This window comes from Sedimenticola selenatireducens DSM 17993 (genome assembly GCF_000428045.1).
GTDB lineage: Bacteria > Pseudomonadota > Gammaproteobacteria > Chromatiales > Chromatiaceae > Sedimenticola > Sedimenticola selenatireducens.
This window is the reverse complement of record NZ_ATZE01000021.1, coordinates 39972-63191: the sequence shown is the minus strand read 5'-3', so window position 1 is coordinate 63191 and position 23220 is coordinate 39972. Positions and strand designations below refer to the sequence as shown.

Annotated in this window: 19 protein-coding genes; 16 read left to right on the top strand and 3 right to left on the bottom strand. The window is 52.3% G+C overall.

The annotated features are described in order from the left end of the window. Position 1: 1 nt before the first annotated feature. Positions 2-814: a hypothetical protein gene (locus tag A3GO_RS0115010; RefSeq protein WP_335340054.1), complete on the bottom strand. Its 813-nt coding sequence runs from the start codon at positions 812-814 to the stop codon at positions 2-4. Between the two features lie 203 nt (positions 815-1017). Beyond that, positions 1018-2586, bottom strand: coding sequence for an ATP-dependent nuclease (locus A3GO_RS0115005; protein WP_029134096.1), 1569 nt, complete (start codon positions 2584-2586; stop codon positions 1018-1020). A gap of 499 nt (positions 2587-3085) precedes the next feature. Between A3GO_RS0115005 and A3GO_RS25430 the strand changes: the two genes are divergently transcribed. Genes A3GO_RS25430 through A3GO_RS0114980 form a run of 5 tightly spaced genes read left to right on the top strand, consistent with a single transcriptional unit; the run spans position 3086 to position 7907 of the window. After that, on the top strand, positions 3086-3577 hold the full coding sequence (locus tag A3GO_RS25430; protein ID WP_157606835.1) for a TIGR03757 family integrating conjugative element protein: 492 nt from the start codon (positions 3086-3088) through the stop codon (positions 3575-3577). Next, a complete protein-coding gene (locus A3GO_RS0114995; protein WP_029134095.1) occupies positions 3574-4602 on the top strand; it encodes a TIGR03756 family integrating conjugative element protein in 1029 nt (342 codons plus the stop codon). The genes A3GO_RS25430 and A3GO_RS0114995 overlap by 4 nt, the downstream gene beginning before the upstream one ends. A 20-nt stretch (positions 4603-4622) precedes the next feature. Next, a complete protein-coding gene (locus A3GO_RS0114990; protein ID WP_051302403.1) occupies positions 4623-5978 on the top strand; it encodes an integrating conjugative element protein in 1356 nt (451 codons plus the stop codon). Then, positions 5962-6345, top strand: a complete 384-nt coding sequence (locus A3GO_RS0114985; protein WP_051302402.1) for a hypothetical protein — start codon at positions 5962-5964, stop codon at positions 6343-6345. The genes A3GO_RS0114990 and A3GO_RS0114985 overlap by 17 nt, the downstream gene beginning before the upstream one ends. Continuing rightward, positions 6342-7907, top strand: a complete 1566-nt coding sequence (locus tag A3GO_RS0114980; RefSeq protein WP_029134092.1) for a conjugal transfer protein TraG N-terminal domain-containing protein — start codon at positions 6342-6344, stop codon at positions 7905-7907. The genes A3GO_RS0114985 and A3GO_RS0114980 overlap by 4 nt, the downstream gene beginning before the upstream one ends. Before the next feature lie 7 nt (positions 7908-7914). Here the strand turns inward: A3GO_RS0114980 and A3GO_RS0114975 are convergent, their stop codons facing one another. After that, positions 7915-8196: a hypothetical protein gene (locus tag A3GO_RS0114975; protein ID WP_029134091.1), complete on the bottom strand. Its 282-nt coding sequence runs from the start codon at positions 8194-8196 to the stop codon at positions 7915-7917. A 306-nt stretch (positions 8197-8502) separates the two neighbouring features. Here A3GO_RS0114975 and A3GO_RS25810 point away from each other — a divergent pair, with 306 nt between their 5' ends. From A3GO_RS25810 to A3GO_RS0114920, 11 genes are all read left to right on the top strand, one after another. Continuing rightward, positions 8503-8700, top strand: coding sequence for a helix-turn-helix domain-containing protein (locus A3GO_RS25810; protein WP_084610122.1), 198 nt, complete (start codon positions 8503-8505; stop codon positions 8698-8700). A 70-nt stretch (positions 8701-8770) separates the two neighbouring features. Then, complete coding sequence (locus A3GO_RS0114970; RefSeq protein WP_029134090.1) at positions 8771-10291, top strand: sigma-54 interaction domain-containing protein; 1521 nt, start codon at positions 8771-8773, stop codon at positions 10289-10291. Between the two features lie 44 nt (positions 10292-10335). Beyond that, positions 10336-13725, top strand: a complete 3390-nt coding sequence (locus A3GO_RS0114965; RefSeq protein ID WP_029134089.1) for a DEAD/DEAH box helicase family protein — start codon at positions 10336-10338, stop codon at positions 13723-13725. After that, positions 13725-14402 carry a uracil-DNA glycosylase gene (locus A3GO_RS0114960; protein ID WP_029134088.1) on the top strand — a complete coding sequence of 226 codons (678 nt, stop codon included), beginning with the start codon at positions 13725-13727 and terminating at the stop codon, positions 14400-14402. The genes A3GO_RS0114965 and A3GO_RS0114960 overlap by 1 nt, the downstream gene beginning before the upstream one ends. A gap of 15 nt (positions 14403-14417) precedes the next feature. Continuing rightward, positions 14418-15974: a type I restriction-modification system subunit M gene (locus A3GO_RS0114955; RefSeq protein WP_029134087.1), complete on the top strand. Its 1557-nt coding sequence runs from the start codon at positions 14418-14420 to the stop codon at positions 15972-15974. Next, complete coding sequence (locus A3GO_RS0114950; RefSeq protein WP_029134086.1) at positions 15971-17101, top strand: restriction endonuclease subunit S; 1131 nt, start codon at positions 15971-15973, stop codon at positions 17099-17101. Before A3GO_RS0114955 ends, A3GO_RS0114950 begins: the two co-directional genes overlap by 4 nt. Positions 17102-17109: 8 nt before the next feature. Then, entirely contained in the window at positions 17110-18510 is a 1401-nt protein-coding gene (locus A3GO_RS0114945) for a toll/interleukin-1 receptor domain-containing protein (RefSeq protein ID WP_029134085.1), read from the top strand. Further along, the gene (locus A3GO_RS0114940) at positions 18497-20020 is read left to right on the top strand and encodes an argonaute/piwi family protein (protein ID WP_029134084.1); all 1524 of its coding nucleotides are present in this window, start codon (positions 18497-18499) and stop codon (positions 20018-20020) included. Before A3GO_RS0114945 ends, A3GO_RS0114940 begins: the two co-directional genes overlap by 14 nt. A 15-nt stretch (positions 20021-20035) precedes the next feature. After that, positions 20036-21637, top strand: a complete 1602-nt coding sequence (locus A3GO_RS0114935) for an AAA family ATPase (protein ID WP_029134083.1) — start codon at positions 20036-20038, stop codon at positions 21635-21637. Next, positions 21637-22578: a hypothetical protein gene (locus tag A3GO_RS0114930; protein ID WP_029134082.1), complete on the top strand. Its 942-nt coding sequence runs from the start codon at positions 21637-21639 to the stop codon at positions 22576-22578. The genes A3GO_RS0114935 and A3GO_RS0114930 overlap by 1 nt, the downstream gene beginning before the upstream one ends. A 303-nt stretch (positions 22579-22881) precedes the next feature. Further along, positions 22882-23220: a hypothetical protein gene (locus tag A3GO_RS0114920; RefSeq protein WP_029134081.1), complete on the top strand. Its 339-nt coding sequence runs from the start codon at positions 22882-22884 to the stop codon at positions 23218-23220.

The following is a 23220-nucleotide window of genomic DNA, read 5'->3' as shown; positions in this document are numbered from 1 at the left end:
CCTACCGCTTGAACTTCTTGAAATAGCGCTCTGGCACAAGAAACAACTCAGACCGGGCGCGAGTGCATGCAACGTATAGTTTATTTCTTGTCATCGGGGGCAATTTCTCCAGCTGTCCATTCCGCAACAGCTTCTCCGTTTTCATATTTAGGACTACACACACAGAATCATAGTCATCCACCCCTTTGGAAGCACCCCAGTTATCTGAAAGACAGTCATAACTCCTATGCAGCCGATAAAACAACTTTACGGTATGCGGTTGGTGAAAAATCGCCTCTGCCCAGCCTTCATTATCCACGAATTCCAACAGACTTTTGTTTTCGTGATGACTATCAATGTCTATATCCAGTTCGTCCGACACAAACTCACACGTCGTCTGGCTACACCGATAACTCTTTCTTAATGTTGTTTCGTCTATCTCGAAGCCACGATCTTCGAAGGATTTCTTGTATTTGTCGTAGTCGTCGTGAAGACCTTTATTCACGTTACCATCACGACTCGTGTCGTACGTGTGCTGGAAGAAATCCCCTACAAAAACAGCGTCTGTGTTGCCTGCGCATAAGTCTAGTAACAAGCTAAAATCGTATCCTGCGAAGTCCTGAACTTCATCTACAAACACGACATCACAATATTTAGCGATCCTATTCCGCACATCCTCGACCATTCCGGTCTTGATGATGAAACTTGCCATTCGCGATGCATATATACGCCCATTCGAGTCAATATAATGGCGCAGGTCATCGCGCTTGAGACGACGAGTAAAATCAGGGGGCGTATCAAAGTTGATTCCTCTCAGGCCATATTTGTCGCCCACTAGTGGTCTCAGACAGAATGAGTACAGAAAAGAGAAGTACGTGTAAATCCTTGTACCTACGGGAATGCCGCCATACTGACGAATGATCCGATTTGTCAAATTCCGGTAGTTGTTATCCGTGTAGGTAACCACTAGGTGGGACCTATTCGGGTCGATGGAATCAACAATGAGAGAGGTTTTCCCTGATCCAGCAACCGCCTGGATTACTCGTTGATCCACGTTATCGCTTCCCCAATGTACCCAGGAACAACCAGATTCTCTGCTTTCTCTTCCAACAAGCGGAGAGCTACTGTGGTCTTGTTGCTTAGCATGTATTCCTGTGGAGGAAGCCGAATCCGTCCACCGGAGAACATCTCATCACAGAGAGCGGCGTTGTTTTGATAGATGGAAATTTCGAACGTCCTGATATCATTATCGGTCTCTGAAAACACTCGGACACTATCTGACAAATAGCTTTCAAATGCTTTTTGGCAGTTCTTTTCGAAGTCACCGTCGTTGTCACGCAGCACTGCTGTGCGAACACCGAGCAACCTCGCAACCTCAAGATACCGTTTAAAGCTTGTTCCCCCAACAGAGATGACATGGATATCTGTTGTGTCAATCTCAGTTCCAACCAGTTGCTTAAACAATGCTTGCATGAGGATGTATTCAGCATCACCTTCAACAAGTATTACCCGGCCAGACAACACAAACTCCAGTACATTGTTGTCTGGTGCCTTCATAAAGAAATCAGCTGTCTCAGGTGACAAATCGGACAAAGCAGCGGAAACCGTACTAGTGCTATTCAGCAATACCGCGTTCCGTAGGTCTAACCTGGTGCTAATCAGACTATTGTGTGTCGTCACAACCATCTGTTGCTCTTCAGCATGAGCGATCGTCGTGACAAGGCGCTTCATGCTCGTGTGACTGAGGTGATTCTCAGGCTCTTCGAGCAGCAATACGTCGAGGGGATGGGTTGACTTCTTTTTTTGTAAGGCGAACTCAGTCTTTATGAAGCACTGCTTTCCCCTGCCTTTGTTATCAATAGATATGTCGTCCTCAGTAATAGTCAGATCTGATTCCAGATTAGACTTTTTGCTCGTGGCAATCGAAAACTGATATGTATCCAGTTTTGCATTCACATCACTTAAGACTGCGTCCCTAAATTTGGCCTTGTGCTTTCTGTACTCATTCTGATGTTTATGTCGCTCGCCATCTTCAGAATTGGTGCGGTAAACACTCTTCACGTATTCCCGCGTCGCGTATTCGTTGTTGATTTGTGTGCTATCAAGTAGAAGGTGTCGTAAATACTTCCTGGGACCGCCGTATGGTTCACCAGCAAATGTACGAAACTTGATTGAGTAATATTCGAAAGGAAAAGATACGTCTTCGTCTTTCAAAATAGCTGCAATCTCTTCTGAATACTCTTCCATAGGAGAGCAAATTAAGGCAAGTCCATCGCACATCGTTCCATCTAAATTATTATTACCATTCAGATCTGGATTGTGCTGTTCGTTGAGGTATAGCTCGACCTTCAGCTCTGGTAAGTTGCCATACTCCCTAGCGCCAGCCAGGAATTCCAACACCGCATCGACGTTGAAAAGGCTTTCTATACCTAATGTTTCAACCTTACTACGGCTGCCAGCCAACACAAGATCGATAGCTTGAAGAATCGAGGACTTTCCAGATTCATTATCTCCAAGAAGCAGGTTTCGCTCAGGTTGAAGATGTAGTTCAAATTCTTGAAATCGCTTAAAATTCCTGAGCTTAACCTTGGTTATTACCTTGGCCAATACACAACCTCCCTAGCATTTTTTCGTATATTTGCTCTATTATTACTTGAGTTCGAGGTCAGACAACAATTCTAAGAACCACAACTCGCAGCCTTACTATTGAGTTGCTACTCTGATATGCCCCGGGCGAGTTCCCGGGACAGTATAGCTATTTCATGCTTGGCAGAGCGACTGCTTTAATCCATATAGTGGCCGTTATCCACGGCTCATCTCAATACCCGACTCTGGCCGGTAGTGCTCCTTCGTTAATGGACGATGAACGGCTGGTTTATGTCGGCACCAGCCATATCATTATATGGAGACAACTGACCGTTTTTAGTCAAACAGTTGTTCCCCGGCGTTCAGTGACCGACTCCTGCTGCCGTTCCCAATAATTCCCACCACACAATGATTTAGCTGAAGCAAAACTACGCAGCACCTTGAATTGATTTTCGGTTCCGTGAACTCCTCCCGGGGAGCCACGATAGCCCATCGTATTGTCAGTGGGCCAATCGTGCAAATGACAAGAAATAAACATTTAATTCTCATTTATTTGGCGGCGTTACTTGTTTTCATGCTCTTCGCCGGTAGCGTTGCACAAGCGGCGAGTCAGTTAGCAGCAGGGCATCCCCGCCTCATTGAGCTGTTTATCTCGTCCGATATGCCCATCACTGGAATGGCTGTCATAAGCTCGGCTCCAGGTCGCCCGACACCCTATCTACAAACCTACAATCTGGACAGCATCCAGCGCATCGAGACCCAACTATCCGAAGGACTCACGGCCGATCCCAAACAATCCAAGCAAGTCGTACTGCACCGTTTCCAGCAACTGAATGAGGACGATCGCGCACGGATGCAACAGGCCGCGATCGGCTTGGCGAAGGCGGTGCAATACGGTGTCGACCGCTATCCCGCCATGGTGTTCGATGGTGGGGCCGTGATCTATGGCGTGACCGATATTCACGAAGCCCTGCTTCGGTATCAACAGTGGCGGGAGGGCCGGCAACCATGAGCCGGCAGAAGATCCTCTCTCTTGGCCTGGCAATGCTGCTTGTGATGCCGCTTGCCGGAACCGCGGGTTCCATCACGACCCCGGAGATCGTGGCCAAGACCACGGCGGCGGCCTTTTCCTGCGTGCGGTGGATGCCGATCGGCATGTGTTTCTGGTTGCGATGTTCCTGGCGCGGCTGCCGTGTCCGGTCCTCACTCAAGGTCGGGCACTACAATCCGGATCTGGTGGTCAGCAGCTATAACGAGCTGGGTGGTAACCCCTGGGTGGAAATCCGCGCCACATTGGGTCTGGCTCAGAAGACGGCGGCCACAGGGTTGCTCGGTTCACTGTTGCCGGTGCCCATCGACAGTGCGGGTAACCGCACGGAAGGCACCTCCGGAAATCGAGATCACAAGAACTTGGTTTTCCGCGAGGCCGATGCCATCGGCCATCCGCTCAACTCACTCTCCGCCATTCCCGCCGCCGTGGGGTTGTTGTGTTCGTCACAGACGACACCCTTGGTTCCCTATTTCCAGTCCGGGCTCGATGCACTCGCCTGGCGCCAGGAGGTGCCGGAGATCTTCTATCCCGCGAGTCTCATCCCCGGGCTGCGCGAGATCGGCAGCTGGCCGCTGCAGACCTGGGGCGGGGTATATCCACGTACCGGCTGGACCACACAAGCCGAAGAGCCCAAGGCCGCGGCCATCAACGCCCAGCGGGCCGGCGATATCGTCACCCGCACGGCGCAGCCCCATATCTACCTACCCGTCACCGGGCCATCTGGTTCCGGCCAGCGGGTCTGGCCGCCGGGGCCCCTGCTGGAGAAGGACCGTCGTACCGGTACCTGGCAGATGCTGGTGCCGCGTAGCGAGTCGAGCTGCGGTGTCTTTGGCACCAATGACCTGGCAACCCTGACCGGCTGGAGTGGCGGCCGGGTCGACCGCGCGGGCGATTATGCCTGGAACCTCTGGCGACCCTACAAGTGTTGTCAACGGCGCGGTCAGTGGTTCCTGTTTGACATCGACTGGACCTCCTACCCCCCATGAGAAGCAAACAAGGATACCCAATGACTACGAGACACCGGTGCAGACGGATCATCTCAATAAACGCAGCCGCATCGCTATTGATCGCCCTGTCTGCATGGAACAGCGCCCATGCCGCCAAGGCGCCGACGGAGGATAGCCTGTGGTATTACGAGATCGGTGGTGCAGAGCCAGTCTCGGTACCGGCCAATCCCTCGGTGGTCTCGGTTACCCTGGGCGGTTCGGCGCAGTTGGGTCTCGGTTACAGTTGCGGCAAGTTCGACCCGGTGGCGGCGGTCACCAACACGCTGAACAACATCGGTAGCGGTGTCGACAACATGATGAACGCCATGACCGCCGCGGCGAGTGCCGCCATCGCCTCCCTACCGGCGCTCATCCTGCAACGGGCCAACCCCGGTCTCTACGACATGTTCCAGAACGCGCTGTTGAAGGCCGAGGAGACCATGCAGCTCGCCACCAAGTCCTGTGAACAGATGGAGGCCGAGATCGCCCAGGGCAAGAACCCCTATGCCGACCTCATCACCCTGTCCAAGGGCAACGACTGGAAGCTCCAGATGGGGGTCGGGGGCAACGATGCTGTGACCGCCAAGGATGCGGTCGAAACCGCCAATGGCGACAATGGCGTGCCCTGGATCGGTGGCCCGGCCGGCGGCTCGGGTCAGCCGCTATTGGAGTTCACCGGCGATCTCGTCAAGGCCGGTTACAACATCAATATGAACCGGTCCGTCACGGCGACGGGGCCACCGGCCACGATGACCCGGCTGTCCGAGGTGTGGGCCACGCCCGCCGTGGCCAGGGACTGGGTGGTGGACGTGGTGGGGGAGAACATCGTGACCACCTGCGATACCTGCCGCAAGGACAGCATTCCCGGCACTGGCCTGTTGCCGAAACTCTACCAGGAGGCGAGCACGGTGACAGGGCAACTCCAGAGCCTGGTCAGTGGCGCCACGCCACCGACACTGGCCAACCTGGAGAACATCACCGCCCCTGGGGTGGCCATCACCCGTCAGGTCATCGAGGCGATCCGGGCGATGCCGGCCTCCGAGCAGGGCCTGATCATGGGGCGCCTGGTGTCGGAGATTAGTACCGCGCGCACGGTGGAGAAGGCCCTGTTCGCCCGCCGACTGCTGCTCACCGGCCGGCAGGTGCCGGAGGTGTATGCCACCGAGGTGGCCCGCGAGCATGCCGATGCCTCCATCACCGAGCTGGATAAGGAGATCGAGAACCTGCTGTTCGAGACCCGGGTGCGCAAGGAGGTCGTCTCGGACACGGTGAGCCTGTTGCTCCAGCGGGCGGCGGCGCGCCGCCAGGCCTCCCTGGACACACCCGCGGTGCCGACGGTCGATCCCCGGCCTGTACGTAATGGCCGTGTTCCGTAACGGTTTGGCCAGGCGCCGGCGCTGGTTCGTGCTGTTGACCCTGCTGGCGTTCGGGCTGGCGTTGGGCATCGGCGCCTTCCTGTGGCACTCGCTACAGACCGCATCCCTCGTCGCGATCCAGTCCCGGATCGAGCTGATGAAGCCGCTCTTCACCACAATTCGACTGCTGCTGATCGGCCTGGTGGCGTTGGCATGGCCAGCAGTTACGCGATGGCTCCATCGACGGGGGCGCATCGACGAGGGCGGGGCAGGGCGACTGCTGTCGCTGCGTTGGCGGATCGTTACCTGGCTCCTGATAATCGAGCTGCTGCTCGGGCAGAACCTCCTGGGCCGTTTCCTGATCGCCCTGCAGGGAGCCGCCGTATGACCGTCGACAGCTATCTCGAACTGTTCACCACCCTGTTCGGCTGGGCTTTCTATGGCATCCTCTGGGATGTGCTGGTGGAGACGGGTATCGTGTTCCTGCCGTTTTTCGGCATCCTCATCGACAACTGGCGGGAGCCCGCCCAAGGCGGCGAGTTCGGCACCGTCACCGGGTTATCCCTGCGGCGCATGGAGATCGAGCTGTTCATCGCCCTGCTGGTCGTGGTCCTTGCCGGACAGCCGGCCGCCCTGACCCCGTTGAACGCCGGCACCCTCAGCTACACACCACCGCCGACCCTGATCGATCCCACGCCTACCACGGCGACGGTCGGTGCACCCCAGAGCACCTACGGCTCAGTCGGGTTCACCGGCTCGCCGGCCACAGTAAACGTTCCAGTGTGGTGGTATGCGGTATTGGCCATGACATCGGGGTTGAATCATGCCGTGATCGAAGGTCTGCCCTCGGCCACCGATATGCGCACCTACGAGCAGCAGGCCCGCCTGGCCACCATCGCCGACCCGCGCCTGCGGCAGGAAACCAGTGACTTCTTCAGCCAGTGCTATACACCGGCGCGATCGAAATACCAGGCCGAACGGCCAGCCACGGCTGCGGTCAACACCCTGTTGAGCACCTACGGACCGGATGATCCCGACTGGATGGGCTCCCATCTCTATCGCGACACGCCCGGCTATTACGACACCCTGCGGCCAACCCTGCAGATTCCGGGCTGGGCCTACAGCGCGGCGCGCGACACCGAATATGATCCGGCCGCGCCGCCCGCCTGGGGCAAGCCCTACTGCAAACAGTGGTGGGAAGACGGTGTGATCGGGCTGCGGGAGAAGCTGATCGATGAGGCCGATGCGACATCCGCCGGCTTCTCAAGCCTGGTCGCCGCCGTGGCGCCGATACTGGCAAGCGAAAAGCAACAGGATGCCGTGGCCCGCACCGTACTCACCAGCTCCCCACCCAGCTGGTCGAACAACGACCTGGTGGCCAATAATTCCGGCAGTACGGGCCTGGTGAGTACCGCGGAGAACTGGATCAAGGGCGGACTGGCATCCGGTGGCGTGGTCACCGCATCGGCCCTGTTCTCGGTGACCATGACCGCAATCCTGCAAGCCCTGCCGATGGTGCAGGCGGTACTCCTGCTCGGTATCTACGCCTTGCTGCCCCTGGTCCTGGTGCTGTCGCGTTACTCCATCGCCATGATGGTGATCGGCGCCATGGCGATCTTCACCGTCAAGTTCTGGAGTGTGCTCTGGTACTTGGCGCTGTGGGTGGATCAGAACCTCATCCAGTCGATGTACCCGGACGTCAATGTCTTCCTGCAGATCTTCGCCAACCCCGGAGAACACGACACCAAACGCCTGCTGCTCAACATGATCACCACCAGCTTCTATCTGGGGTTGCCGTTGCTGTGGAGTGGCATGATGGCGTGGGCGGGGGTGAGCATTGGGCGTTCCATCACTGCGGCATCTACACCGTTGGCACGTCCGGGAGAGGATGCGGGGAGGCAAGGAGGGAGTATTGGTAAGGCGGCAATCTCAAAGGGGATGAAGAGATAAACCTTGACTACATGTCTTCTTCATACCAACCATCTGGGTCGGTACCTGCGTCCAAACGCCCGGTGCGATGATTCAATTCACCAGTCAGATCTGAATCGTGGGGTCTGCGCTCCTCGTCATGCTGAATTTCCATTGAGACAAAAAGCTCACGCAGGACACCCGTCAAGGCTACCAGTAGCCCGATCGTGAACACGCCAGCTTTGCGAAGGATGGTTCCTACGCCTGTACGCTGCTCTTGGGTGATGGTTGTATGCTTTTTCATATCCCAAATGATAGATGATGGTGCCATATCGGAACAGCTTCTATTCGAAAACTGCCGATATTCGGTAATCACGCCAAGCTGAAGACCCCGGCTGGGTAAATCTGATAATTGAACGGTCTGTCAAGCAACTGAAATCCCTGTTATTTTTTAGGGATTCATAAATACCCTATGATAATGCCTGTATGTACGGTAAAAAACCGTAGACAATCAGTATTTACATTAATATATTCGACCATTTTTTTAAGTTGCCAGAAATGCATAGACAATTTACATCCTCATTGGTTTAGTGGATGGGTTGCGCGTAACACGGATCGCCTGTGAGGAAATCGAGATATGACTGGAATGGAAGGTCGCAGGATCACACTGGATGACGCCGAGCGGACTGGCGTTAACCGGCCAGCGCATAATCGTATAGCGAACGTGAAGGGGTATTCGACAACTACCGGTATTCTGCACCGGCTATGTGAGTGTTTTGAGTGCCGCCTGGATCGATTGGCGGAGTATTTGCCGGACAAGCAGGGACAACTGTGATTCTACTGGGTTGTGCCTAACCGTGAACAGCGAACTTAACTGAACCGTTCATGGAAATGGAGGATAACCAATGGAACGCATACTAATAACTTGGCTAGGCAGCCACGACCTCGCTGCTGTCGATGGTGATAGTCCTGGCCCAGTTTACGCAGCCATTCAGGATGCCAATAGCTGTGGGCGTCCATATAAAGTACTTCACTTCCTCTACAACTACAGTGAAGAGGAGGTGCGCCCTTATCGGGAGTGGCTGTCCATTCAACTTCCACCCGATTCAACGGTTTCATATAGCGCCGTTCAGCTATCGTCCCCATCGGCATATAAAGAGATATACCCCGCTGTAGAGCAAATATTGCTCTCACTGGATGAGAGATTCTCTGAACTGCAGCGCACAGTTCATTTGAGCCCTGGCACACCAGCGATGACCGCTGTGTGGATCCTCTTGGTCAAAACCCGTTTCCCCTCTATCTGTATTGAGTCCTGGTATGACAAGAAAACTGGTCAGCAGCACGTCAATACCGTGGAATTGCCCTTCGAGATAGATGCTCGTTTCACGAAAGAGGCGCTAGATCGTTCAGATGCGAGGCTTATGCAGCTCTATCAGAGCGAAACTCAGATACGAGAGGCCTTCAAGGGCATTATCACTGTGGGGGGGCTAGGTGACGCGCTACAGAAAGCACAAAAGATGGCCATCCGGGAAGTACCTGTTCTGCTCATGGGAGAGACTGGAACAGGTAAAGAGGTATTTGCCCAAGCTATCCACCAGGGCAGTCGGCGATCTGATGGGGCGTTCGTAGCGGTTAACTGCGGGGCTTTACCGCGCGAGTTGGCTGAGTCGCTACTGTTTGGCCACAAAAAAGGGGCCTTCACCGGAGCACACAAGGACCATTCCGGATTCTTCGCCCAAGCTGATGGCGGTACGCTCTTTCTTGATGAGATTGGTGAGCTGAGTCTCGACCTTCAGGTAAAGCTCCTCAGAGTGCTGCAGGAAAAGATCTATACCCCGGTTGGTGGAACCGAGGCAAAGCAGAGTGACTTTCGTATCATTGCAGCTACTCACCGCAACCTTATGCAGCGGGTTGCCGATGGGCAATTCCGAGAAGACCTTTTTTACCGCCTGGCCGTTGGGGTAATCAAGCTGCCGGCGCTCCGAGCGCGTGTAGAAGATATGGATGTGCTCGTCGATGCCCTGATGGCCCAGATCAACGATGAGCTTGCTGACCAGATCGGTCATCAGCGTAAGAAAATAGATCAATCAGTAATAGATATTATCAAATCACATCCCTGGCCCGGTAATATCCGAGAGCTGCGAGCGACCTTGTTAAGGGCTATGGTCTGGACAGAGGGTCCTCGCCTGTCTGCTGAAGCGTTTCAGGAAGCGATGCTAATACTTCCAGCCAAAGATAAGCAATTGTTAGTAGATACAATTACGCAACCTATTGATATCAATGAGCTAATGGATGATGTAGTCAGGCATTATATCCCCTTGGCACTGAAGCAAACGGGCGGTAATAAGACCCAGGCGGCAAAGCTTTTGGGGCTGAAAAGCCAGCAGGTGCTGACGAATAAGATGGAAAAACTTGGGATCGAGTAGGAAGTTGGCACACCCCCTGCACTAAGGAGGGTATGGACGAGATTATGCAATCACAGAATTTCGAGTTTCTACGGAAGCGCTGGCCCGAGTTGGCATCACTCGGTGGCTTTGCTGAGCAGTATGCCCATCGCGACCCGGAAAGCGCACTGGTGAAACTGCGCACCTTTGGTGAGCGGACGGTTGCTATCGTCTATCAGGAGCTTTCGCTTCCGCGCCTCCCCATGTCTGGCTTCATGGAGCTTCTGACTAACGATGCACTTGAAGCAGTCACTCCCAAAGTTGTCATCGATAAATTGCATGCTCTCCGTATTCATGGCAACAAGGCTGCGCATGGCGATAAGGCTTCCGTCAACAGCGCATTGTGGCTGGTGCGCGAGGCATGGGACCTGGGGCGTTGGTTATTCATTACCTATGGTCAGGGGGAGGTCGATGCAGTCGCTGAGTTTTCTCAGTCAGAGCCACCCAAATCAGCCAAGGGTGAATACAAAAATGAGCGCAAGGCCCTGCTGGAGCAATACGCCAAGCAAGAAGCACGCATGCAGGCACTGCTGGCCGAACTGGAGTCTGAGCGCCAGAGGGCCTCACAACTTGAGAAAACGGCCGAGGAGTTAGCCAAGTTCCAGGACAAGGCTCAGCGTGTGGCCAACGATCTCCACTTTGATGAGGCCACCACCCGCAAGCGCCTTATCGACATGCAACTGGCTGAACATGGCTGGGATGTTGGTGCGGACGGTGCGGATACCGAAGAGGTCACACAGGAGGAGAAGGTCCTCCATCAACCAACCGCAACAGGCGAGGGCTACGCTGACTACGTCTTGTGGGATGCCAACGGCAAGCCACTGGCAGTGATTGAGGCAAAAAAGAGCGCAGTTGATGCCGAGAAGGGCCGTCATCAGGCACGTCATTATGCCGATGGCCTGGAAAAGATGCACGGCCAGCGTCCGGTGGTCTTCTATACCAATGGCCATGACATCTGGATTTGGGATGATCACCCTGAACAGGGCTATCCACCACGTCGGCTCTATGGTTTCTATTCCAAGAGCAGCTTGCAGTACCTCATCCGCCAACGACGTGAGCGAAAGCCGCTCAATAGTGTTTCTCCACGCCCGGAGATCCTTGGTGAGCGTCTCTACCAGCACGAGGCCCTGAAACGTGTCTGTGAACGTTTCGAGGATAAACAGCGCAAGGCGCTCGTCGTGCAGGCAACGGGTACCGGTAAAACCCGTTTGGCCATTTCTATTAGTGATGTAGCGATGCAGGCTGGCTGGGTCAAGCGCGTACTGTTCCTCTGTGACCGGCGTGAGCTGCGCAAACAAGCGAAAAATGCCTATAGCGAATTTCTCTCGGCCCCGGTGACCGTCCTCAATTCCAAGAGTGTGCATGACGACGTCAATAGCATCTTCCTCGCCACCTATCCGGCGATCGAAAAGGTTTACCAGCGGTTCGACCCCGGCTTCTTCGACCTCATCATCGCGGACGAGTCGCACCGCAGTATCTACAACGTCTATGGCGATCTCTTCCGCTATTTCGATGCACTGGAGCTTGGCCTCACCGCTACGCCGGTAGAGATGGTCAGCCGCTCTACCTGCCGCCTGTTCGGCTGCGACTTCAAGGAGCCTACCGCCAACTACACCCTGGATCGCGCTGTGGAGGAGGGCTACCTGGTCCCTTACGAGGTGGTAAAACACACCACCAAGTTTCTCCGCGAAGGCATTAAAGGTCATGCCCTCACAGCGGAAGAATTGGCGCAACTGGAAGACCAGGGTATCGACCCCAACGCACTCGATTTTGATAGCGGGGAGATCGACCGAGCCATCTACAACAAGGACACCAACCGGAAGATCCTGCAGAACCTTATGGATAACGGTATCCGCCAGGCGGATAGTCAGACCCTGGGTAAAACCATCGTCTTTGCCCGCAACCACCGTCACGCCAAGCTGCTGGAAGAACTCTTCAATGAGATGTATCCCCAGTATGCCGGCAAGTTCTGCCAGGTTATCGACAACTACGATCCTCGTGCCGAAGCGCTCATCGATGACCTCAAAGGGGAGGGCAGTAACGACCAGCTCACCATTGCCATCTCTGTGGATATGCTCGACACCGGCATCGATGTCCCCGAGGTCGTCAATCTGGTCTTCGCACGTCCCGTTAAATCGCCCATCAAGTTTTGGCAGATGGTCGGTCGCGGTACCCGCCTCTGCAAAGATCTGTTTGGTCCGGGAAAGCACAAGACGCGCTTCCAGATCTTCGACCACTGGGGTGTAGTCGAATACCACGGCATGAAACAGCGCGATATTACCGTTAGCCAGAGCAAACCACTGATGCAGCGTCTGTTTGAGGCCCGCCTGGTCCTGGCCAAGGAGTCACTCAACAAGGGTGAGGTCGATCACTTTGATACCCTGGCGCAGTGGCTCGCCAAGGCTATCAATGGCCTGAATGAGAAGACCATCGCCGTGCGAGATAAGTGGAAGCTCAAGCGTCAGCTGGGCGAGGTGGATGTGATCCGCCAGTTTGCCGCCACCACCGTCACCCTGCTGGAGACCGATATTGCCCCGCTCATGCAGTGGGTGGACATCCGTGGCTACGCCGATGCCTACCAGTGGGATCTGCTTATCACCCAACTCCAGCAAGAAAAGCTAAAGAAGAGCACTCGTTATGAAGATCTTAAGGGCGATGTACTGAACCTGCTCTCCAGCCTGCAAATGAACCTGAACCAGGTCAAAGCAAAGGCTACCGAGATCAAGCAGGCACGCGACCCACAATATTGGGACAACGCTTCACTCGAAGAGATCGAGGTCATGCGCGAGTCACTGCGCGACATCATCAGGCACCGTGATAAGGGCACTGGCCCTGAGTATGAGCCGCCGATCATCGATATCACCGACAACGGTGAGGTGCGTGAGCAGCAGACTACCTATCTTAATTCAGTGGACATGCGTGCTTATCGCATCAAGGTGGAGCAGGCACTTCTGGACCTCTTCGAAACCGATGCCACCCTAAAGAAGATCCGTAACGGCGAGCCGGTTACTGAGCAAGAGCTGGATAGCCTCAATGCCCTGATTCACACTCGCCACCCTGGTATCGACCTGCACACCCTGCAGGGCTTCTATGGCTCGGCGGCACCGCTGGATCAGATTCTGCGCAGCATCGTAGGCATGGATGCCGAGGCGGTGAATGCACGCTTTGCGGCCTTTATCCAGGCCTATCCGTCACTCACTGCCAAGCAGGTGCAGTTCCTCGGCATGCTTAAACGGCAAATCGCCCAAAGCGGTGCTATTGAAATCAAGAACCTTTATGAGATGCCCTTTGCCGCCGTGGGAGACCTCGACGAACTGTTTGATAGTGAACAGCAGATTGAGCAGCTCATCGCGATCGTGCAGAGCTTTGGTCGTCAGCCCTCAGCTCATGGCGATGCGAATCAGGGTGAGCATTGATGAATGCAGTAATTGACTACAGTGAGCAACTGCTCAGCTGCGCAAAGTGTAAGGATTTGCTGGCACAGAAGCGTGTTGACCCCTCGGTGAATGACGAAACGGTTATTCCAAAACCGATAGTCAACGGTATCAAGCAAAGGCCGATTATGCTGGTTGGCCAGGCGCCTGGTATCAAGGAGTATGAGTCTGGTAAACCCTTTCAGGGGCAGGCCGGTCAGGATATCCGCAGGATATTTTCAGAGATCGGAGTGACTGATTTTGATGAACAGGTATGGTCTACGGCGGTCGTCAAATGTTACCCCGGTAGGAAACTGGTCAAGAATAGTCGAAAAGGTGGCTATCGCGTGGAGGACGAGGTTCCTCCGACACGCATGGTTAACAACTGTAAGCCTTTCCTGGAGCAGCAGATCGCTGGGGTGGAACCAAAGGTAATAGTCACCCTTGGCGGCTTCCCGCTAAAGGCCTATCTCCGCTTACGTGGCCGCAAACCATCAGAGGGAAGACTGGATGCCTTTGTAGGAAAGACTGAGCAGTGGGGTGAAAAGACCATCGTATTCTTCCCTCATACCTCGGGCAGCTCACGCTGGCTCAATGATTACGCCAACAAACAACGCTTTGAGCAGGCGAAGCAGCACCTGCGCAAGGCACTTATCGAAGCAGAACTGACAGCAATCTAGGTAGAACGTAAAAGTATGATCACCGGTGAACTGAAAAACCAAATCGATAAACTCTGGCTGGAATTCTGGCAGGGCGGTATTGCCAATCCGCTCACGGTGATCGAGCAAATCACCTTCCTCATGTTCTGCCGCCTACTCGACATCAACGAAACCCGCGATGAAAAGCGCAGCAAGCGCACCGGCCAGAGCTTCCGCCGTCGCTTCAATGACGACCAGCAGCACATACGCTGGTCTGACTTCATTCACATCGAAGATGCCGAGCGCCTGCACACCCTGGTGCGTGATGAGGTCTTCAAGCACATCCGTGAGCACAATAGCGATACCCGCTTTGGCGACTACATGAAGGATGCCCGCCTCGCCATCGACAAGCCAAGTCTGCTGCAAAAGGCGGTGCGGATGATCGACAAACTTCCCCTCGAAGCGGGTGATACCAAGGGCGACCTTTACGAGTACCTGCTCGGCAAGCTCACCACCGCAGGCATCAACGGCCAGTTCCGTACCCCGCGCCATATCATCAAGCTGATGGTGCGTATGCTGGAGCCCAAGCCCAACGAGGTAGTGTCCGATCCCGCCTGTGGTACGGCAGGCTTTCTGGTCGCGGTCCTGGAGTACCTGCTGGAGACCTATACCTCACCGGATGGGGTGATCCGCGAAACCGTTACCCTGGAAAACGGCAAGACCGAAGAACAGGCCATCTATACCGGTGACCTGCTCGATCAGGAGCAGTGGGCCCATATCAAGGGCAAGATGTTCCACGGCTTCGACTTCGATGCCACCATGCTGCGCATCGCCGCCATGAACCTCTATATGCACGGTGCCGAAGACCCGGATATCCACTATCAGGATACCCTGGCGCAGAGCTTTGCCGAGAAGTTCCCCAAGGCCGAGCGTGATGGTTTCGATGTCGTCCTGGCCAACCCCCCCTTCAAGGGCAGCCTCGACGAGGACACCATCAACCCCGCCATCCTGCGCCTGGTCAAGACCAAGAAGACCGAGCTGCTCTTCGTTGCGCAGATCCTGCGCATGCTGAAGACCGGTGGCCGTTCTGCCACCATCGTCCCCCAGGGCGTGCTGTTCGGCTCCTCAACTGCGCACCAGGCCCTGCGGGAGTTGCTCATCGAGCAGAACCAGCTTGAGGCGGTGATTAACCTCCCCAGCGGGGTGTTCCGCCCCTATGCCGGTGTCGCCACCGCCATCCTCATCTTCACCAAGGGGGGCAGTACCGATCACGTCTGGTTCTACGACCTGCAGGACGACGGTTTCTCCCTGGATGACAAGCGCGACCGCCTCTATGACAGCGACTTTGCCGGAGACCTACCCAAGGTGCTGGAGGCATGGAAAGGGCGCGACAAGAAGACCGCCACTGGTAAAAAGAATGACCGTACAGCCGCCTGCTTCTGGGTTAGTCGGGAGGATATTGCCGATAACAAATATGACCTCTCCGTCAACCGCTACAAGGAGGTGGTCTATGAGGAGGAGCAGTACGACCCACCCAAGAAGATCCTGGCTCGTATGAAGAAGCTGGAAGCCGAGATCATGAAGGAGATGGATGAGCTGGAGAGGATGTTGTGAGTTACTTCGTGAATCCTCAGAAATGGCCTGAAGTACCATTGTGTGAGATAGCTCCATTGAAAAGGGGCTACGATCTTCCTGTAAAAAGTAGAGAGGAAGGTGACGTACCAATATATGCAGCGAATGGTCAGAATGGCACACATAATGAAATTAAAATTAATGGGCCTGGCGTCATTACTGGGCGAAGTGGAACGATAGGGAAAGTACACTACGTTGAAGGTGGTTATTGGCCGCTTAATACTGCTCTATATGTTACTGACTTTAAGGGGAATCATCCTAAGTGGGTGTATTACATGCTTCGTGCATTTCGTCTTGAAAGGTTTTCTGAAGGGGCTGGAGTTCCGACATTAAATCGTAATTTGGTGCATGGCGAACTAATTCCTCTTCCACCACTAAAAGAACAAAAACGCATCGCCGCCATTCTCGACAAGGCCGACAGCCTGCGCCGCAAACGCCAGCAGGCCATCCAGCTCGCCGACCAGTTCCTGCGCTCTGTTTTCCTCGATATGTTCGGTGATCCGGTAACCAATTCGATAGGGTGGGATGAAATTATTCTCAAAGACATCTCGGATATTCGCTCCGGTGTAACGAAAGGGAAGAAAATTGATACATCTACCGCCGTGACATTGCCTTATATGCGAGTAGCCAATGTCCAGGACGGTTATCTTGATCTGTCAGATATTCAAGAAATTACCGTTTCACCTGCCGATGCAGAAAAATGCAAACTGATGGAAGGCGACATCCTTCTTACTGAAGGGGGTGATCCTGACAAACTTGGGCGTGGTTACGTATGGCATGGTGAGATAGACAATTGTATTCATCAGAACCACATTTTTTCTGTGCGCGTGAATGATATTAAGCGAATTAATCCTTTGTTTCTAAGTGCGGTTATTGGTTCTCAAAGAGGCAAACGATACTTTCTCAAAGTAGGGAAACAAACTACTGGTATTGCAACAATCAACAAAACTGTATTGAGCGAGTTTGTTCCAATAATTCCACCCTATGCTTTACAAATGCGGTATATCAAAGTTGTTAACAGTGTGCGGACTGTTAAATCTCTCCAGGGGTCGACAAATATTGGGTTGTTTGACTCATTAAGCCAAAAAGCCTTTGCGGGCGAACTCTAAATTTTATTATGACTGATAAAACACAAAAGAAACTCGTTTTTATCAGTCATGCGACGCCGGATGACAATGAGTTTGCGCTCTGGCTTTCGACCCGTCTAAAGTTAACGGGTTATCAGGTGTGGTCAGATGTGACTCAGCTTTTTGGTGGTGAGGTATTCTGGCAGGATATTGAAGAAGCGATTTCAGAATATACCTGTAAATTCATTCTTGTCATTACACGTACATCTCTTTCAAAGCCCGGCGTGCAGCGCGAGATTGAATATGCGCTCGCTGCTGAAGTGAAGCATGGCCTTAAAAACTTTGTTGTGCCAATCATAATAGATGACTCATCATTCGGCGGTCAGCCTTATGACCTGTCAACGAGAAACATCATCCCCTTTCGAAACGGTTGGGCTGAAGGGTTTTCGCGGCTGACTGAACGTTTCTCGCGTGATCATGTGCCTGTGAATGTGGAGGAGCCCATTAATATTGGTGGCTTTATCGGTGCGCAGATAAACCCGCAGGTGACGCTAGTAAAAAAAGAAGATATTGCCGTCACCAACTGGTTGAGTATCGAGCAATACCCTAAGAATCTAAACTTTTATCGGATACCGGTGAAACCAGATAATTTCCGCAAACGATTTTCAGACTTTCCTTACCCCTGGTTTGAATATGCTACAAACCTGGCTTCGTTTTGCAATATTAGTGATATGCAGAAGGGGCTGTTTAATTGGGAGGCTCCAGGAGCGGATCCTCAGCTGGATATCAATGCAGTATTAACCAATCAGCCAACAAAGTATCCTGCTTTCAAACGAGGCGATGTACTTAATAAGTTAAATTACATGGTGGCGGACGCCTGGTCAAAAGCAATGCGTAACATGGGTTTGCATTGTTACACCCTTGCAAATGGTAAGGAGGCCTTCTTTTTTTCTGATGATGAAAAATTTTCAGGTATGCTGAAATTCCCGGATATGCATGGAGTTGAACGGCGTCGCAGCATTATCGGTTTTAGTGGAAAGAACAATGTTTTCTGGCATTTTGCTGTCGAAGCAAAAGCGCTGTTTGGTTATCAGCCCAAGATATGCCTTATTCCTCATATCGTCTTTACTGAGGATGGGAAAAATCAGTTAGCTGATAAGAATAAGATGCATGGTTTGCGACGAGGTTTTTGCAGGAACTGGTGGAATGATCGATGGCGAGATATGTTGCTGGCGTATCTACATACAATTTCCAATGCTGAACAGCAGATACTACTACCAGTTGCCTCTAATAATAATATCGTTATTTCAGCTAGGCCTATCATGTTGGATTCACCTGTCAGCATTGAGTTAGAACAGCAGCCTGATGAAGTTCAGGATGATGAGAATGACGATCTAATAGTAGTCGATCTTGATATAGAAGAAGAGGAGTGCATGGATGAATCCCTCTAACCAATTAATTTATATTGATGAGCCGGAACTTTGTTTTGGTTTTGAGCAACATCTCGATTTTTCGAAGGATGGATTAATGCTGTTCGGGCCGCTGGATGGGCCTGAGAGGCCTGTTGGAATTCGCGTGGGCGTGGTCGGCTCACCAAAAGGGATAGAACGTTATAAAAGATGGGTTAAACACATAAACGGCTATATTCCTGCGGGTGACGAGACCGCTGCACATCATACCGCGTTTCCGGGTTTTGAAACGGTGTTTGGCGCCAAGTGGCCAACTGAGCCTGTTTGTGAAATCAGCATTCCGGAAATAAAAATACTAAACAGCATCCGGATTAAAGACCGGCACCAGGCTATTTATAATACAGTAAGCTTATTTGATGCTGAGATTAGGCGTCATATCGTAGAGGAAGAAGCGCAGGTAGAGGTGTGGTTTGTAGTAATACCTGAAGAGGTCCACAAATATGGTAGGCCTAAATCAAAGGTACCAAATGACATTGCGCAATCTTCCCCGATTTTAATGACAGCGAAACAGGCGCGTGTGCTGGATAGTCAACAGTCATTGTTTAAGGAAGATCATGAAAATGCTGAAGTCTATAAGTATGAATTGAACTTTCACAACCAGCTTAAAGCTAGACTGCTGGATAGTAAGCAAGTGTTGCAGGTTGTTAGAGAAACAACGCTTGCCCCGGATGACTTCATGGAGGGTGGTCGGCAATCTAGGCGGCTTCAGGATCCAGCTTCAGTTGCTTGGAACTTGTGTACAACAGCTTATTTCAAGTCGTCAGGTCGTCCATGGAAATTGGCTCAGGTTAGAGAAAGGGTTTGCTATGTCGGTCTAGTGTTTAAACAGGATATGACATCAAAAGATCCAGCAAATGCTTGCTGTGGTGCACAGATGTTTCTCGATTCAGGAGATGGACTTGTTTTTAAGGGGGCTATGGGTCCATGGTATTCCGAGGCCACAGGTGAATACCATCTGAAGTTTGATGATGCAAAGAAGCTTTCAGAGAAAATCGTTTCAGCCTATGAGCGATTACATGGTTATCCGCCAAGTGAGTTATTTGTTCACGGTAAGACACGAATTAACCAGGAAGAGTGGGAAGGTTTTCAGGCGGGTGTGCCAGCTGAGACGAATATCGTAAGTATAAGAATTAGAAAAGAAAATCAATTTAAGCTTTATAGCTCAGGAACCCGGCCGGTGGCGAGAGGGATGGCATTACTTGTGACTAAGCGAAGGGGTTACTTGTGGACTAAGGGCTATATACCACGATTGAAGACTTACCCTGGCAGGGAAGTGCCTAATCCTTTGAATATCGAGATTTGTTATGGGGATGCTGATCTGGCGCAAGTGATGGAAGACATTATAAGTCTGACAAAGATTAATTTTAATGCGTGCATATACGCAGATGGTGAGCCGGTGACATTACGGTTTGCAGATCAGGTTGGGGAAATATTAACCGCGACACCAATGGCGCATGAGTTGCCGCCACTTCCGTTTAAACATTATATATAGCTTCGGAATTACGTTATGCGCGTCACTTCACTTTCACTTGCAAATTTCAAGGCTATAGGCTCGGCCACACAGGTAATCGAGTTTAAGCCTATCACCTTGCTATTCGGGCCCAATAGCGCGGGGAAGAGCAGTCTCATACAGGCTCTGCACTATCTGTATGAAATCTTTGAGCGTGATAACTGCGATCCAGGGCACACACAAATAGGTGGTGATCTTGATTTAGGCGGTTTTAGAAACCTGGTTCATGGACACGACCTCGATGCCACGATACGCCTTGGAATAGGAATCGAACTTGGAAATTCTCTATTACCGACTTACGGTAGTACGGAATATATCGCAGAGGAAGAGGAGCATACTGCTCTGGGGGAGTCCTTGAGTACTGACCAGGTTTTCGACTTGGCCGGGGTGAAGAGTGCTGATGTTACCATAGATATCAAGTGGAGCGAATTAGAGAAAAAGGCCTTCGTTTCTCATTATTCGGTGCAAATCGATGATGAGCCATTTGCCTTTCTTCATTGCTATGATGATTCCCGTCAGGCGAGCCTGAAGGCGCTAAACAGCGAGCATACGATGTTTGATGTGCCTGCGGAGGAAGGTGAAAGTGACGATACAGTGGGTGCACGGCTGCTCGACCATTTCAACGAATTGAGCAAAAGGCTTCCCCTCCAAATAGATTCTGGGCGTGGTGCGATGCCCAGGTTCGGAGAGCTATTAGGGCTAATGCCTGCGGGGGCCTTTGAGCCTGAGAATGCGGAATCATTTTCACGCTTTGTTCACTATATTTCCCGTGTCATGGTCGGGACCGGTGAACTGGTGCTTAAGTGTTTAAGGCAGTTTCTCTACCTCGGTCCGCTTCGTGAAATTCCTGGACGACACTTTATGCCGGAGCGTTCACCCGGACTTGATCGCTGGTCATCCGGACTGGGAGCTTGGGACCAGCTTTACAATGAGGGTGAAGATCTGGCCGATAAGGTGAATGACTGGTTGGCCAATGATGAGCGACTGGATGCAGGTTATGCCGTCAATTACACCGAATATAAGCCGCTGGCATTGGATTCGCCACTTATGGTCGCGCTTCAAGGAGGTAGCGAGTTGCTTGAATCGCCTGACTGGATCAAGGAGCAGCTTGGCAGTGTCGATACCCGCAGGCAGGTTACCTTACACGACCTGCGCTCCGACATTGATCTCTATCCAGAGGACTTGGGTACAGGGATATCTCAGGTACTTCCTGTATTGGTGGCCGCGCTTGGGCACAATAAGAACATCGTTGCCGTCGAGCAGCCAGAGTTGCATGTTCATCCGAAATTCCAGGTCGCGCTCGGTGAATTATTTCTTCATGCGATTAAGGGTGATGGGCGTGAAGCGGAAACCGTATTCATCCTTGAAACGCATAGTGAATACATGATGCTGCGTTTTCTGCGGCGTCTCTATGAGACGGCCAATGACGAGCTGGATCCGGATGCTCATGCCTTAACTCCTGATGAGTTAGCGGTCTACTACGTCAACCCCATCGAAGACAAGACAGAGATTACCCATCTGCGCCTGACGGAGGAGGGCGAGTTTCTGGACCGCTGGCCAAATGGATTCTTCCCGGAGAGAAAGAAGGAGCTGTTTTAGTGCTAAAGGAGTTTGCTGTCGATCCTGGCGTTATTGCCTCAAGCTTTGAAACCTGTAGGTTCCTTGTTAACCAGTTTGGTGTCGACAAGGGGCGCCTGATTTCAAGATTTCCCAAGAACTGGAAGCGGCGTGCTATAGAAGCGGCAGAACAATTGCCAGATGGCATCAATAAGGAGAGGGTGGTTGAGTACTTGAGCAGTATCAATAGTGAGTGGCTTACACTCATTTCATCAAGCCGGCCCTATGAAGCTCCTGGTGGCGACTGGCTCCCAAATGCAATTGCAGCCCATGCCAAGGAACCCTTTGCCGCCATTGTCTGTGAGCGGGATGAGTCTGCAGGTCAATTGATTAGCGCTGAAAACTGTGATCTTGATCCACTGTTCTCCGCAAAGACCATGGATGCGGTTAAACGCACTGCTGAAGCGCTCTCAATGGTTGCTGAGCCACTTCTACAAAACTGCCGCACGCTACGCCTTGTTGATCCCTATTTTGATCCTACTGAACGAAGATGGCTGAATTCTCTGGCTGCAATCCTTGCCCTAATACCGGATATAAACAGGGTGGAATGTGAATTCCACATTGTGGAACGAGAAGGCACGAGGAACAAGATCGGCTCGCCGTCAACCGCTGAATTAGTCCGTCGTCTGCAAAATCTTTGCGGAGTTATCCCAGTTGGAGGTGTTTTGAGAATTATCCGTTGGAAGGAAAATCCAGGTGGCGAACGCTTCCATCGACGCTATTTGCTGACGGAAAGTGCTGGGCTGAACTATGAGGGGGGATTGGATACGTCAACTGGGGCGGATCAAACCACAGATGTTTCTCTCCTGGATAGAGAGCACCATGCTAAAAGGTGGGAGGAATATGACCTGGCATCTCAGGTCTACGAAATGGTAACGCCGGTGCTTGAAGTCGACTCACAGGGTAACGTAACTGAGCTATGAGGGTAAATTATATTACGCCATCTTAATAAAAGTTATTGACTTATGAGCTGGGATGCGTTTTAGAAAAAATACTCACATAGAATCAATAAGATAACGGTTTCGTAATATTGGCACGCCCATTGCCATTAATAAAGGGAAACACCCGTCCGGGTAAAAGACGTGCAGGAGCAGTTAGGAGGAATTATGGGTTTTCTGGATGACGTAAATGAAATCAAACAGGAACGACAGCGGCGCCTGGCGAATGAGCGAGTGCGCAAACAGGGACAAATAAAGCAAGATTTTAGAAATAGAATTCAATAGGCGGTGAATAGCCTTGAAGAAATCAAAGAAGGTATTAAAGCCGCCGCGTCGCAAGGGAAGAGCGAATATACGGTTATTAGCAGGCTTGTGTCTATCAGTCCTCCTTTCTTCAAAACAACAACCGAGATTGAAGGCTATCAGTGTGTAAAGACGATACTACTGACTAGTGAACCTAACTCCCAAGGTTTCAATGGGCGTTGGTACTTTGTAAACACCAAAGCGGGGAAAGACGCCATTCTCGATGAGGAGTTGAAGCAATTATGGAATCTACTTGAATCTCTGGGGTTGCGCCCCTTTTTTTCTGGTGGAGCTATCGCTGCTGATCTTTGTGTACGCTTTTGA